Origin of the sequence: Proteus sp. FME41 (assembly GCF_014897315.1) — a bacterium.
Classification (GTDB): Bacteria; Pseudomonadota; Gammaproteobacteria; order Enterobacterales; family Enterobacteriaceae; genus Proteus.
Genome location: NZ_JABUYL010000004.1, coordinates 131045 through 146152, shown reverse-complemented (window position 1 = coordinate 146152; position 15108 = coordinate 131045). Strand labels below are relative to the sequence as shown.

General features: G+C 38.1%; 12 protein-coding genes. 7 read left to right on the top strand and 5 right to left on the bottom strand.

Annotated features, from left to right (window positions below; genetic code table 11):
• The first annotated feature begins 116 nt into the window (after window positions 1-116).
• Window positions 117-1406, top strand: a complete 1290-nt coding sequence (locus INT04_RS05630; RefSeq protein WP_319022960.1) for an MFS transporter — start codon at window positions 117-119, stop codon at window positions 1404-1406.
• 192 nt (window positions 1407-1598) lie between these two features.
• Here INT04_RS05630 and hda read toward each other — a convergent pair whose 3' ends face one another.
• From hda to upp, 4 genes are all read right to left on the bottom strand, one after another.
• Entirely contained in the window at window positions 1599-2306 is a 708-nt protein-coding gene (gene hda / locus INT04_RS05625) for a DnaA inactivator Hda (RefSeq protein ID WP_319022961.1), read from the bottom strand.
• Window positions 2307-2562: 256 nt separating this feature from the next.
• A complete protein-coding gene (locus INT04_RS05620; protein ID WP_193015193.1) occupies window positions 2563-3768 on the bottom strand; it encodes a mechanosensitive ion channel family protein in 1206 nt (401 codons plus the stop codon).
• A gap of 287 nt (window positions 3769-4055) precedes the next feature.
• Window positions 4056-5357 carry a uracil permease gene (uraA, locus tag INT04_RS05615; RefSeq protein WP_193015192.1) on the bottom strand — a complete coding sequence of 434 codons (1302 nt, stop codon included), beginning with the start codon at window positions 5355-5357 and terminating at the stop codon, window positions 4056-4058.
• Between the two features lie 230 nt (window positions 5358-5587).
• Complete coding sequence (gene upp / locus INT04_RS05610) at window positions 5588-6214, bottom strand: uracil phosphoribosyltransferase (RefSeq protein WP_193015191.1); 627 nt, start codon at window positions 6212-6214, stop codon at window positions 5588-5590.
• Window positions 6215-6445: 231 nt separating this feature from the next.
• Here upp and purM point away from each other — a divergent pair, with 231 nt between their 5' ends.
• From purM to mgtE, 6 genes are all read left to right on the top strand, one after another.
• A complete protein-coding gene (gene purM / locus INT04_RS05605; protein WP_193015190.1) occupies window positions 6446-7486 on the top strand; it encodes a phosphoribosylformylglycinamidine cyclo-ligase in 1041 nt (346 codons plus the stop codon).
• A gap of 13 nt (window positions 7487-7499) precedes the next feature.
• A complete protein-coding gene (gene purN, locus INT04_RS05600) occupies window positions 7500-8129 on the top strand; it encodes a phosphoribosylglycinamide formyltransferase (RefSeq protein ID WP_193015189.1) in 630 nt (209 codons plus the stop codon).
• 107 nt (window positions 8130-8236) lie between these two features.
• The gene (gene speG, locus INT04_RS05595) at window positions 8237-8827 is read left to right on the top strand and encodes a spermidine N1-acetyltransferase (RefSeq protein ID WP_193015188.1); all 591 of its coding nucleotides are present in this window, start codon (window positions 8237-8239) and stop codon (window positions 8825-8827) included.
• A gap of 46 nt (window positions 8828-8873) precedes the next feature.
• Window positions 8874-10955, top strand: a complete 2082-nt coding sequence (ppk1, locus tag INT04_RS05590) for a polyphosphate kinase 1 (RefSeq protein WP_193015187.1) — start codon at window positions 8874-8876, stop codon at window positions 10953-10955.
• 4 nt (window positions 10956-10959) lie between these two features.
• Entirely contained in the window at window positions 10960-12492 is a 1533-nt protein-coding gene (gene ppx, locus INT04_RS05585) for an exopolyphosphatase (RefSeq protein WP_193015186.1), read from the top strand.
• A 232-nt stretch (window positions 12493-12724) separates the two neighbouring features.
• Window positions 12725-14188 carry a magnesium transporter gene (gene mgtE / locus INT04_RS05580; protein WP_193015185.1) on the top strand — a complete coding sequence of 488 codons (1464 nt, stop codon included), beginning with the start codon at window positions 12725-12727 and terminating at the stop codon, window positions 14186-14188.
• 77 nt (window positions 14189-14265) lie between these two features.
• On the opposite strand, the gene INT04_RS05575 is transcribed toward mgtE, so the two are convergent.
• Window positions 14266-14487, bottom strand: a complete 222-nt coding sequence (locus INT04_RS05575; protein ID WP_193015184.1) for a hypothetical protein — start codon at window positions 14485-14487, stop codon at window positions 14266-14268.
• Window positions 14488-15108 lie beyond the last annotated feature (621 nt).

Below are 15108 nucleotides of genomic sequence, written 5' to 3'. Positions count from 1 at the left end.
TTAACTTAATGACAATGACCCCGTGTGGAATGAAGTTATAGGTGTATGTGAAATAAACAACGTTATAGCCAACATTATGGGCAATTAAAACTAACCAATCATCATTATGGTGTCAGGTGATTGCTAGGCTAATTAGGAAAACAGATGAATATCGTACGAATATCGTACTTAGATTAAAACTTGTCTCATTCCTCCAGTTCTTTATATGGGGTTCTTGGCTTGTCACATTTGCCTCATACCTCTTTGGTGAACTGCATTTTAAAGGTAGTGATGTTGGGCTTATTTTCAGTGCCCTTGGACTAGCCTCCCTTATCGCACCTGTCATCATGGGATTTATTGCAGATAAAATAAATAACCGTAAATTAGTGTTTATTACCCTGCATATCTTTTCTGCACTCGCTTTAGTGTTAATGTCGCAGATGACGACGGTAACCACCCTCTTTTTTGCAACACTTCTGCATTTAATCTTCTTTATGCCAAGTATCTCAATGGCAAACAGTATTATTTTTGAACTGTTAGAACAAAAACATTTAGAGCCAAATAACTACTTTCCAAAAATCCGTGTCTACGGTACTGTCGGCTTTATCGCTGCTATGTGGGTTATTAGCTTCTTAGGTTTGGGCAATAGCTATCATCAACTCTTTGTTGCGTCTATTGCGTCTATTGTTTTGGCTATATTTGCCATATTCTTACCCGCAACAAAAGCTGCCGATAAAAATGAAACTAAAGCAGAAGAAGTGGCATTTAGTCTCTCTAATATTTTGCATGTATTTAAAAAGAAAAATGTCGTTGTTTTCTTATTCTTTGCAACGCTATTAGGGTCTGTACTGCAAATTACCAATACTTTTGGCGTACCATTCCTGCAAGATATTGCCGCATTACCCAATGCTGATGATTCATTTTTTGCACGTTATCCTTCTGTGTTCTTATCTATTTCACAGATCTCAGAAGTCGTATTTATTCTGTTCCTACCACTGTTATTAAAACGCGTAAGAATCGAAACTATTGTTTTATTTAGTATGATTGCATGGATCTTACGTTTTGGTTTCTTTGCTTACGGTGACTACACATCATTAGGTCAAATCGTCTTATTGTTATCAATGATTGTGTATGGTTGTGCTTTTGACTTCTTTAATATCTCTGGTTCATTGTTCTTAGAAAAAGAGATCCCATTACAATATCGTTCAACAGCACAAGGCATGTTTATGACCTTAGTGAACGGTTTTGGTACTTATTTAGGTGCCATGTTAAGTGGTTGGGTTATTGACTTATATACCACTAATGGCGCGGTTGACTGGAAATCATTCTGGTTAATCTTTACAGGTTATACTGTAGCAATTACTGCACTTTATCTGATTTTCTTAATGGTTCCTCAGAAAAAAGTAAAAGTAGTAGAAGCAAACTAATTATTTAACCCTCTCCTTTATTGTGTGTCCTCACCGCTAGCTTTTTATAATGCTAGCGGTTTTTATTTAGATGAACAGAAATATAAATAATGATTTATCATTATCTATCAACAAAGATAAATCGCTCTGTTTAAAAAGGGAATTGAGAAACGTAGAATTCTTCGCCTCACCTCAATAAGATGAGGGTTTACATTAAAGGTTAAGAATATCTTTTACGAAGGGGATAGTGAGCTTTCGTTGAGCAACAATAGAAGCATGATCAAGTTCATCGAGCATTTCAAATAAAGTCCGCATTTTTCGATCAAGGCGTTTTAACACAAAACGACCCACATCTTCTGGTAATTCAAATCCACGAAGCTTAGCTCTTAATTGTAAAGCTTGAATTTTTTCTTCATCACTTAATGGCTGCAAACGGTAAATTTGCCCCCAATCAAGGCGAGAAGCTAAATCAGGAAGTTGTAACTCTATTTGACGAGGTGGACGATCACCCGTGATTAATAAACATGTTCGACCATGTTCTAGCACGCGATTATAAAGGTTAAATAAGGCAAGTTCCCACTCTTCATCTCCCGCAATGCATTGAACGTTATCAATACAGACTAAAGATAAATGTTCCATACCTTCAAGAACATCGGGAACAAAATAGGCTCGTTTATCAAGAGGCACATACCCAACAGCATCACCTTTTAATGAAAGCTCAGCACAAGCGGCATGTAATAGATGACTCTTTCCACCTCCGTCACGAGACCAGAAATAGATATAACTGCCATGCGATTGATGAATAGCAGTTCGAATAGCCGCGACTAACGACGCGTTTTCCCCTGCATAAAAGCTATCGAATGTCTCATCATCAGGCAGAGATAGTGGTAATGATAGCTGTGACGGCGTATTCAGAAGCACCTCACCTGAATAGTTTAATAAACGTGGTGATTCTAACACAAATTCTCACAAGGTCAGAACCAATATTAAAAAAGCACATGGAGCTGATTAAGATAACAGCAAGCTGACTGTAATATGCTTATTTTATATACTATTATACGTTAAGTGTCAGCGTTGTTGGCTTCATTAATTCGTACCTGCCACTTGTCACCTCGCTGTACCTCCCATTATTTAAAGCAAAATCAGAAAATGTTCTTCATTTAATTAATCATTTTTATTATCTGAATCTTAATTTTGCAACATCGCTACCTGAAGGCTGTTGATAAATATCGAGCTTAAAATATTTTGCTGATGCATTTATATACTCGAAAATTTCCGATTGTGTCTCTTCATATTCAACCCATGTTGTTGCCCGAGTAAAACAATATAACTCTACTGGTAATCCCATTGGTGTAGGTGGCATTGTTCTTATTACTAAATACATATCTGGGCGAACATCACCGCGCATTTTTATCCAATTTAACATGTACTTTCGAAATAGCTGTAAATTGGTTACTCCTTTTATTTCTAACCATGCATTAATATCGCTCATCTCCTCTTCTTTCCCTTCAAGCATTGCTTCTATGCTTTTACGAAGAGGTGCTGTATTTTTTAACTCTAGCACTAATTCTTCTGTCGCAAATGAAATGGAAGATTGGTCAATATAAAAACTGCGTTTAATCCGACGTCCTCCAGATGAAAACATGGGTTGCCAGTTAGTATATTTCTCGGTTAGGAAGTCTTTTGTCGGTATGCGTGAAATGGTATTATCCCAATTTCGCACAGTAATTGTGTGTAATGCAATGTCAATCACCTCACCACTAATATTGCTACTAGGTAGCTCAATCCAATCATAAAGCTTTAATACTTTTCCATTAGAAATAAGAATATTGGCGACAAAAGAGATCAGTGTATGTTGAAAAACAAACATTAATACGGCAGCAATTGCACCGAAGCTTGAGATAATAATAAGGGGTGATTGTTCAGTAAATAGTGCAATAATCAGGATAAATGAGATTAGCCAAACCACGATTTTAGCAATTTCAATATAACCTTTGATCGAGTTATTACGATGCCACGCTTTTTTTGCATGCCTAATATTAAAAATATCCAGCGCATTATTCAGCAATGATGCAATATTGATAATAATAAAAGCACGAGCAACCGTCTCAAAGATAATATTCATCTCTGGTGAAAAAGACGGTAATAACTGGTTTATATAAAGGACTAACGTGACAGCAACAATAGATGCACTTTTTTTAGCGATGTCTTCGATGGTCTCTTCATCCGAAAGCTCAGTAAATAAAAAGAGTAAACGCTTCACTATTCGTCGGAATATCATTTTGGCGAGAAACCACACCACCAGCAATACGATAACTAAGAATATTGTGGTGAATATCTGCTTTGAAACAATGAAATCATAAATTTCAATGAGCTTTTCCATAAATTGCGTTATACCCTTTCAGAGACTTTACCAACCTTAAAATGAAGACCACTCAAACAGCAGATAAAATGCCTATTTCGTATAAAAACATACAACCATTGTCTTATTTATTTTATTTAAATAAATATCATGATTGAATAAATAATGCTTTTCTAAGTTTTAAATACTTAAAACAACAAAAATCTTAGTTTTTCATATTAACATAAAAACAAAGTACAATAAAAAAGGCGGATATTATCCACCTTTTTTATTAATTTCAGCATATGACTTTTGATTGACTTAAACGGTCATTTTTTATTAGCAGTGCCACTTACTGATTCTACCGTGTTATCGACTAATTCTGCTTCAGGGCGAACAATGCTCACTAATTTAAAGATTAAGCTTAACACGATACCTACAACCGTCGCTAAAGCCATACCTTTTAATTCAGCAGCACCAATTTGAATGGACGCACCACTCACACCCACGATCAAAATGATGGCCGTTAATATTAAATTTTGTGGTTTGTTATAATCGACTTTTGAATCTAACAAGACACGAATACCTGATGCACCAATAACACCGTACAACAGTAAAGACACGCCCCCCATCACAGGAACAGGCACTGCAGCTATCGCCGCGGCTAATTTACCAACACAAGATAACAAGATGGCGAGTATTGCCGCGCCCCCAATAACCCATGAGCTGTAAACTTTGGTGATTGCCATTACACCAATATTTTCACCATACGTTGTATTTGGTGTTGAACCAAAGAAACCTGAAATAATAGTAGAAAAACCGTTTGCGAACATAGAACGATGTAAGCCAGGGTCTTTCATTAAATCACGCTTTACAATGTTAGCGGTCACAACAAGATGACCAACGTGTTCTGCAATAACCACTAATGCAGCAGGCAAAATAATAAAGATGGCACTCCATTCAAATCGCGGAGAGTAAAACGTGGGCAGTGCAAACCAATTGGCATCTTTAATTGGCGTAATATCCACAACGCCCAAAAAGAAAGAGAGTGCATAACCGGCTAAGACACCGATAAGAATAGGAATAATAGCAAGAAATCCTCTAAACATCACAGAGCCCAAAATGGTAACGCCTAAAGTCACCATAGAGATAAGTAATGTTTGATTATCAACGGGTGCATCTGCACTGGGTAATAATCCTGCCATTCCTGCCGCAGTTCCAGCTAACTCTAGCCCGATGACGGCAACGATTGCGCCCATTGCCGCAGGCGGAAACATCACATTAATCCAGCCTCGTCCTGCTATTTTGACAATGCCAGCCACAAGGCAAAATAACACACCACAAACGATGAATCCCCCAAGCGCTAATTCATACCCTAAAGGTAAAAGTAAAAGCACTGGCGAGATAAACGCAAAACTTGAACCTAAATAAGCAGGAATGCGTCCTTTACAAATAAAGAGATAAAGCAGGGTTCCGATCCCGTTAAATAACAATATTGTTGCCGGATTAACTTTAAATAAAATTGGCACAAGTACGGTGGCGCCAAACATTGCAAACAGATGTTGAAGGCTCAACGGAATTGTTTGTAATAATGGTGGGCGCTCTTCTACCCCGATTGCACGACGAGTCATGCTGACGACCTCTCTTTAATATGAATGTAAAATTGGTTTGTGTTTTTAACTTTATACTCGTCATACTTCAAGTTACCGCATTGTTGACTAGGCTCATTCACGCTAGTCACATATTTTTATATGTGCCAAGCAACTCATTTACTTGTCGCCTTGTGGTATCTTGAAATATTTAGAGTATAGAACAAATAAATGGTCCAAAAAAAAGCCGACTATCAAAGTCGGCTTAATTATTATTTTGTACCAAATATCTTATCACCAGCATCGCCAAGACCTGGAACGATGTACCCATGCTCATTGAGATGGCTATCAACTGATGCAGTATATAACTCTACATCAGGATGAGCTTCTTCTAATGCCTTAATACCTTCTGGAGCAGCAACCAGTACTAATACTTTAATTGAAGTACAGCCCGCATTTTTTAATAAATCAATTGTGGCAATCATAGAGCCACCCGTTGCTAACATAGGGTCAACAACAAGCGCCATACGCTCTTCAATATTGGATGCTAATTTCTGGAAGTAAGGGACGGGTTTTAATGTTTCTTCATCGCGGTAAACGCCAACTACACTGATTCGGGCACTAGGAATATTTTCTAATACTCCATCCATCATCCCGATACCTGCACGGAGGATAGGAACTACTGTGATTTTTTTTCCTTTAATCTGTTCTATCTCTACCGGACCACACCAACCTTCAATCGTTACCGTTTCTGTTGCTAAATCGGCGGTAGCTTCATACGTCAGCAGACTAGAAACTTCTGAAGCCAGCTCACGAAAGCGCTTAGTGCTTATATCATGATCTCGCATCAGCCCCAATTTATGTTTAATGAGTGGGTGTTTTACCTCAACGATCTTCATAATTTCTCCTAATGTACGACGCAGCCTGACAAAAAAATCGCGAGATTATACCGCTTTTTCGCCAACATTCCATCGTTTTTCTATTGATATTGATCAAGCGCACAGCTTTTAACCACACTAACATGAATAATTGTGACCTAGAAAGAAGATTCTCGCAAACGATTGCTTTGCCTGTTAGAATAGCGCTCGCACACATTTTTTCTTAACAGCAACTTGCCGTGAGGGCTCTACGTGACTACCAAATCCTCTCTCAGCTATAAAGATGCCGGTGTCGATATTGATGCAGGTAACGCTTTAGTCGATCGTATCAAAGGTGTAGTAAAAGAAACCCGCCGTCCTGAAGTCATGGGAGGTTTAGGTGGTTTTGGTGCACTTTGCGCAATCCCATCTAAATATCGTGAACCTATTTTAGTTTCAGGCACTGACGGCGTTGGTACTAAACTTCGCTTAGCAATGGATTTAAATCGCCATGATGATATCGGTATTGATTTAGTCGCAATGTGTGTCAACGATTTAATTGTTCAAGGTGCAGAACCGCTTTTCTTTCTTGATTACTATGCCACAGGAAAATTAGATGTCGATACTGCGGCACGTGTGGTGACAGGTATTGCTGAAGGTTGTAAGCAATCAGGTTGTGCCTTAGTCGGTGGCGAAACGGCTGAAATGCCCGGTATGTATCACGGTAATGATTATGATATCGCAGGCTTTTGCGTCGGTGTGGTTGAAAAATCAGAGATCATTGATGGCAGTAAAGTTAACACTGGTGATGCGTTAATTGCCTTAGCATCCAGTGGCCCACACTCTAATGGTTATTCATTAGTCAGAAAAATTCTTGAAGTCAGCAATACCCAAGCAGAAAATACGCCATTAGGTGATAAATCACTGGCTGACCATCTGCTAGCGCCAACACGTATTTACGTAAAATCACTGCTGTCATTAATTGAAAATATTGATATTCATGCAGTGGCACATATTACTGGCGGCGGTTTTTGGGAAAATATCCCTCGTGTATTACCTGAAAATACACAAGCACGTATCGAGAGTAAAAGCTGGGAATGGCCCCTTGTTTTCAAATGGCTACAAGAAACAGGGCAAGTCAGTACACATGAAATGTATCGTACCTTTAACTGTGGTGTTGGGCTGTTAATCGCGGTTAACCCGAATGATGTTGAAAAAACATTAGCGCATCTTGCTGAATGTGGTGAAAACGCATGGTTAATCGGTGAGATTGCGCCTCAAGCAACAGGCGAAGCACAAGTTATTATTAATTAATGAAAGCATGTGAATGAAAAATATCGTTGTCCTCATTTCAGGAAACGGCAGCAACCTACAGGCGATTATAGACGCCTGTAGGGCAAATAAAATCACAGGTAATGTGGTTGCTGTCTTAAGCAATAAAGCTGATGCCTATGGTCTTGAACGCGCCAAACACGCTGATATTCCAGCTTATTTTATTGATCCAAACCAATTTAATAATAGAGCTGATTACGATAATGCATTAATTGAAAAGATTGATGCTTATCGGCCTGACATTGTGGTTTTAGCGGGCTTTATGCGTATTTTATCGCCTGGTTTTGTCACACATTATCAGCATAAATTATTAAATATTCATCCTTCATTGCTTCCTAAATACCCCGGATTGCATACTCATCGTCAGGTTTTAGCCAATAAAGACTCTTTTCATGGTGTTACCGTTCACTTTGTCACCGAAGAACTTGATGGTGGACCAATGATTATTCAAGCTCGTATTCCTGTTTTAACTGATGATACTGAACAATCATTGCAAACAAAAATTCAAGCTGAAGAGTATCGCATCTATCCATTAGCTATCCGTTGGCTAGCAGAAGATCGATTAACAATGAAAGATAATCAAGCTTTTCTTGATGATATTGCGCTATTCGACAATCTCGATTAACTATTTCATTTAAGATAAAAAGTCACATTGTGCTACACTGTAGCCCGCGTGACTTTTTTTATGTCACCCTTTTCTCTTTTTTATTCAATGCATTCACCGAGGTGCTTATGTCCGGTGGTAAGAAAGTTCCACCTATAAAACTGCGTCCTCTCGAACGAGAAGACCTCGCGTTTGTCCATCAACTTGATAACAATGCCAGCGTTATGCGCTATTGGTTTGAAGAGCCTTATGAAGCTTTTATTGAGTTAAGCGACCTTTATGAAAAACATATTCACGACCAAAGCGAACGACGTTTTATTGCTGAAAGTGATGGCACTAAGATCGGACTTGTTGAGCTCGTTGAAATCGATTATGTTCATCGTCGCGCCGAATTCCAAATTATCATTGCCCCTGCACATCAAGGCCATGGATATGCTGCACGTGCTGTAAAATTAGCGATGGACTATGCTTTTTCTGTACTTAATTTATACAAACTCTATTTAATCGTTGATAAAGAGAATGCTAAAGCGATTCATATTTATGAAAAGCTTGGCTTTAAAAAAGAAGGTGATTTAATAGATGAGTTTTTTGTTAACGGTGCCTACCGTTCTGCGATTAGAATGTGTACTTTCCAAGCACCTTACTTTGAACAAAAAGCCAAAGAGACAAAACCTGAAAATTTTGTCAAACCAGGTGCAACAATTAAGCAACACGTCTGATTTATTCAGATATTAAGATTTAACTTTAACCCTTGTTGGAGTTCAGATGTCCCAGGAACGACTCTATGTTGATAAAGAAATCAGTTGGCTTGCGTTTAACGAACGTGTATTACAAGAGGCGGCTGATAAACGAAACCCGTTAATTGAAAGAGTCAGGTTTCTGGGGATCTATTCAAATAATCTTGATGAATTCTATAAAGTCCGCTTCGCAGATGTAAAACGCCGTATTTTAATTAATGAAGAACGAGGTTCTCGCTCTGCATCAAGTCATGCCCGCCATCTTATAAAAAAAATCCAGTCTAAAGTAGCGAAGGCAGACCAAGAGTTTGATGCGTTATATAACGATTTGTTACTTGAAATGGCACGAAACCAAATATTTTTAATTAATGAACGTCAAATCTCGCCTAATCAGCAAATTTGGTTACGTCAATATTTCCGCCAAAACTTAAGAAAACACATCACCCCTATTTTGATTAACCCAGAAACTAATTTGGTTGAATTTCTTAAAGATGACTATACCTATTTAGCCGTTGAAATTGCACAAGGGCAAATAATTCATTATGCCTTGTTAGAAATTCCATCAGATAAAGTTCCTCGCTTTGTTATCCTGCCTACAGACCAAGGTCGCAGTAAGAAAAAATCCATGATTTTATTGGATAATATCTTACGTTACTGCCTAGATGAGGTGTTTAAAGGCTTTTTTGATTACGACTCATTGAATGCTTATTCTATGAAAATGACGCGAGATGCAGAGTACGATCTTGCGACAGAAATGGAATCAAGTTTACTTGAAATGATGTCATCCACGTTAAAACAACGCCTTACCGCAGAGCCAGTACGCTTTGTTTATCAACGTGACATGCCTGATGAAATGGTGGCTTTACTGCGCAGTAAGCTAGGGTTATCAAATAATGACTCTGTTATTGCAGGGGGGCGTTATCATAATTTTAAAGATTTTATTAACTTCCCAAATGAAGGAAGTAAGTTTCTATTAAATAAAATTATTCCGCGTTTACGTCATGTTTGGTTTGATAATTTCCGTAATGGGTTTGACGCCATACGTGAGCGAGATGTTTTACTTTATTATCCTTACCATACTTTTGAGCATGTCCTAGAATTACTGCGCCAAGCCTCTTTTGACCCTAGTGTTATCTCAATTAAAATTAATATTTATCGTGTGGCTAAAGACTCACGAATTATTGATTCCATGATCCACGCCGCACACAACGGTAAACGGGTGACCGTGGTGGTTGAGTTACAAGCGCGTTTTGATGAAGCCGCGAATATTCATTGGGCAAAACGTCTGACAGAAGCGGGAGTTCACGTTATTTTCTCTGCTCCTGGTTTAAAAATTCATGCGAAATTATTTATTATTTCTCGCTTAGAAGAGGGTGAAATTATTCGTTATGCCCATATTGGTACTGGGAACTTCAACGAGAAAACAGCGCGTCTTTATACGGATTATTCACTATTAACTGCGAATACTGAAATTACCAATGAAGTACGTCGTGTCTTTAGCTTTATTGAAAACCCGTATCGTCCGGTGACTTTTGAACATTTGATGGTGTCACCTCAAAATTCACGTACCCTTTTAAATCAGCTTATTACTAATGAAATCCACAGCGCACAAGCCGGACACCCCGCAGGTATTACATTAAAAGTGAATAACTTAGTGGATGAAGAATTAGTTAATCGCCTTTATGACGCATCAGAAGCGGGCGTAAAAGTTCGGCTTTTAGTCCGTGGTATGTGCTCTTTAGTCCCTAATCAACCGGGATTTAGTGAAAACATTCAAGTGACCAGCATTGTTGATCGCTTTTTAGAGCACGATCGCGTTTATGTTTTCACCAATAAAGGTGATGAGAAAATCTTCTTATCTTCAGCCGATTGGATGACGCGAAATCTAGACTATCGTATTGAAGTTGCTGTCGCTTTGCTTGATCCTCAACTGAAACAACGTGTTCTTGATATACTGGATATTCAATTTAATGACACCGTAAAAGCACGGTATATTGATAAAGACTTAACAAATAGCTATGTTCCTCGTGGGAATAAACGTAAAATCCGTTCCCAGCTTGCCGTCTATGAATATATTAAATTATTAGAACAACCAGGATCACGAGCGTAATTTTATGCCTTTATCACAAGATGACTCTTCACCACGTCCTTTAGAAATTGCCGCTATTGACCTCGGTTCTAATAGTTTTCATATGATTATTGCGCGTGTTGTTAATGGTGCATTGCAAGTATTAAGCCGTTTAAAGCAGCGCGTATATCTTGCTGATGGTCTTAACGATGATAACGAATTAAGCGAAGAGTCTATGTTACGAGGGCTTTCTGCTCTTTCTCTTTTTGCTGAAAGGTTACAGGGTTTTCCTGCCGAAAATGTGACCGTAGTAGGAACACATACATTACGTGTTGCCACTAATGCCAAAGTCTTTCTTCAACGCGCTAAAGATGTGATCCCTTACCCTATCGAGATTATTTCAGGCCATGAAGAGGCCCGACTAATTTTTATGGGTGTTGAGCATACACAGTCTGAAAAAGGGCGAAAACTGGTTATTGATATTGGTGGTGGTTCAACAGAATTAGTTATTGGTGAAAACTTCGAACCTATCTTAATTGAAAGCCAGCGCATGGGCTGTGTCAGTTTTAGTCGTCAATTTTTTCCTGAACAAAAAATAAGTGAATCTGCTTTTCGTAAAGCACGAGAAAAAGCAGCGCGCAAAATGGAAAAAATCGCATGGCAATATAAAATGACGGGTTGGGATGTGGCGCTAGGGGCATCAGGAACTATCAAAGCCGCACATGAAATATTAATCGAGTTTGGTGAAAAAGACGGTGTTATTACACCTGAGCGCCTACTGATGCTCACTAAACACGTTTTACGATTTAAAAAATTTAAAGATATCGCTCTTCCTGGATTATCCGATGAACGCAAACACGTTTTTGTGCCCGGTTTGGCGATTTTATGCGGTATTTTTGATTCATTAGGATTAAAAGCACTACACCTGTCTGATGGTGCATTACGTGAAGGTGTGCTGTATGAAATGGAAGGCCGATTTCGTCATCAAGATATTCGCCAACGTACAGCCAAAAGCCTTGCTGAGCACTATAATATTGATAGAGAACAAGCTAAGCGTGTACTGGCAACAATGCAATCTCTTTACGAGCAATGGGCACAACAAAACCCTAAACTTGTGCGCCCTGATTTAGAAGCTATTTTGGTGTGGGCGGTAATGCTACATGAGGTGGGATTAAGTATTAATTTAAGTGGTTTGCATCGTCATTCTGCCTATATTCTCTCAAATACCGATTTGCCAGGTTTCAATCAAGAGCAACAGCTATTATTAACCACCTTAGTTCGCTATCACCGAAAAGGGATTAAGCTTGATGAGTTACCGAAATTTAATCTTTATAAGAAAAAACAATATTTCCCACTCGTACAAATACTAAGATTAGCAACTTTACTTAATAATCAGCGACAATCGACGACAAAACCTACATCTTTACGTTTAGTGACCGATGAAAACCATTGGACACTTTATTTTCCTGCTAAATATCTTTCCGATAACACCTTGATGGTATTGGATTTAGAAAAAGAACAAGAGCATTGGCAGTCAGTTCCGGGCTGGAAACTGGATATAAAAGAGGAATCTACTTAACAATATGATATTATACAGAAAAAGACGCTAGCCAATGCGTCTTTTGTTGCATCTATCATACAACAACAATCACATAACAACATAGGTTTGATTTGTGACCATAATATGAACATCACTAACACAACATTGTTCAAGATTCATATTTTTTATACGGAGAAGACCGATAATCATCCTAAAATGGAATAATTAGCGTCAATGGTTATCTCCCTCGTAAGAATTAAAAAGGAATAACATGTCTCAAACAGCTATCAACAATGATACTGCGGCTGCCATCAATCCGTATTCACAAAAAGTGGCACACCTGCGTCAGCAAATTTTGAGCATCTTTCTCGAAGATGATCATTTTGTTGAAACCGTTTTAGGTGAAGCAAGTGAAAATGATAGGCTGAGCCACCATGAACTTCATGAAAAAATCACCACAGTTAGAGAATTACTGCAAGATCTACACGCGGCAGATATTGCAGATATTCTTGAAGCCCTCCCCTATGACGAACGTCTCGCGTTGTGGCATTTGGTTGATAATAATGAACGTGGTGCTGTTTTAGTCGAAGCCTCTGTCGCCGTTTGGGACAGCTTAATTAAAGATATGACAGACCGTGAGTTATTACGATCGGTCGCCACATTACATGTGGATGAGCAAGCGTACATCGCAGAGCACTTACCCCGTGATACGATGCGTCGTCTTCTTACCTATTTAGAACCAAGCCTGCGTAATAGGATCAGAGAAGTCCTTCAATACCCCAAAGACAGTGTGGGTCAAATGATGGATTTCGAGTTCGTGACCGTACGTGGCAATGTAACGTTAAAAACGGTACAACGCTATTTACGTCAACGTGGCTCTATTCCTGAAGCAACAGATAAAATCTTCGTTATTGATAATAAAAACCATCTGTTGGGTGAGCTTCCATTAACTACCGTTTTAACGCAATCTCCTGACAAACTTGTCTCAGATGTAATGAAAACAGATACCGTGAGCTTTATGCCTGAAGAAAAAGGCGAAGATGCGGCAGGTGCGTTCGAACGTTATGACTTAATTTCAGCCGCAGTTGTTGATAGCAATGGTCTTCTCATGGGGCGATTAACCGTTGAAGATATCGTTGATAACATGCATGAAGAAAGCGACACCAATATTCGTCGTATGGGGGGGTTAAGCCCTGAAGAGGATGTTTTTGCTCCCGTTGGACAAGCGGTTAAAACACGTTGGACTTGGCTTGCGATTAACTTGTGTACTGCATTTGTTGCCTCTCGTGTTATTGGTGTCTTTGAAGATACCATTTCACAGTTAGTTGCACTTGCAGCACTGATGCCTATTGTTGCGGGTATTGGGGGTAACACTGGTAATCAGACCATTACAATGATTGTGCGAGCATTAGCACTACACCAAATTCAAACAGGAAGCTTCTCTTTCTTGATTTTAAGAGAGCTTGGGGTTGCCTTAATTAACGGTATAGTGTGGGGAGGGATAATGGGTATTGTCACCTTCTTACTTTATGGCGACCTTGCAATGGGTGCGGTAATGACCATGGCAATGATACTTAACTTATTAATGGCGGCCATGATGGGCGTGTTAATACCGATGACGATGATTAAATTTGGTAAAGACCCCGCGATTGGTTCAAGTGTGATGATAACTGCCATTACCGATACCGGTGGTTTCTTTATCTTCTTAGGATTAGCGACTATTTTCTTAGTTTAAAATAATTCTGATTACACTAACGCCACTGTCAATAATATACAGTGGCGTTTTTATTTTCATTAATACATCAGGCCAAACTAAGCTGTTGTAGAGAGGTAAAAGTAAATAAGCAGTAATGCAACAGCGAGAGAGGTGATAAACGTCTTTTTAACAGAAGCACGTAGTAAATAGGTATTGTTTTGGTTGGTGGTATTAAGCATATTTTTTAATACTAACCCCCCACCTAATGCGATGATAGAAAGTGAGGCAAACAGAACAATTGCAGCTAAGAGAACCGCACTCATTGAGATAGAGACCATAAATCCTCCGACATATCAATTGACTTCCTGATGTAATTATAACCAAGAATAGCTTTTTTGATGCCTCTTTTTGTTTTTATTTTCAATTTCTCACGTTAATCCGAAAAAATCACACTATGCATAAAAACACATAACAGTGATTATATAAATTAATTTTATTGGCATTTAAATTCAATAAAGTCACAATAATTGAAATAATAAATCATTGAGGTGGTTTTTAACATACAGTAGAATATGCTAATAATCTATTTACTGTCAGATCATATCTTTCACTATTAATAAGAATAACTTTCTTAATTATCTAATAATAAGTTTATTTACAAAAAATAATAAATAAATTTTAAGGTTAACTTATTATTTAATATCTCATTTAGATTATAATGAATATATTCAATATAGCGTCTATTTTATTTAAAAATATTAAATTTACGTGAATTAACAACAAAAATAATATTTTTATTAAATATCACTAAAGTAGTAAATTAAAGAGTTAAACTCCACACCGCAAACAACATCATCACAATAAAATTAAAAAAGACCAATTAAATAGTTAATGATGTTGTTTTAAAATCGCCTATTTACATCATTAAGCGCTTCCTGTTATAACTTAAAGCATCATCA

Coding starts and splice junctions, on each gene's coding strand:
- INT04_RS05620 (WP_193015193.1), bottom strand. CDS start 3,768: ATGGAAAAGCTCATTGAAATTTATGATTTCATTGTTTCAAAGCAGATA.
- uraA (WP_193015192.1), bottom strand. CDS start 5,357: ATGACTCGTCGTGCAATCGGGGTAGAAGAGCGCCCACCATTATTACAA.
- upp (WP_193015191.1), bottom strand. CDS start 6,214: ATGAAGATCGTTGAGGTAAAACACCCACTCATTAAACATAAATTGGGG.
- purN (WP_193015189.1), top strand. CDS start 7,500: ATGAAAAATATCGTTGTCCTCATTTCAGGAAACGGCAGCAACCTACAG.
- speG (WP_193015188.1), top strand. CDS start 8,237: ATGTCCGGTGGTAAGAAAGTTCCACCTATAAAACTGCGTCCTCTCGAA.
- ppk1 (WP_193015187.1), top strand. CDS start 8,874: ATGTCCCAGGAACGACTCTATGTTGATAAAGAAATCAGTTGGCTTGCG.
- ppx (WP_193015186.1), top strand. CDS start 10,960: ATGCCTTTATCACAAGATGACTCTTCACCACGTCCTTTAGAAATTGCC.
- mgtE (WP_193015185.1), top strand. CDS start 12,725: ATGTCTCAAACAGCTATCAACAATGATACTGCGGCTGCCATCAATCCG.
- INT04_RS05575 (WP_193015184.1), bottom strand. CDS start 14,487: ATGGTCTCTATCTCAATGAGTGCGGTTCTCTTAGCTGCAATTGTTCTG.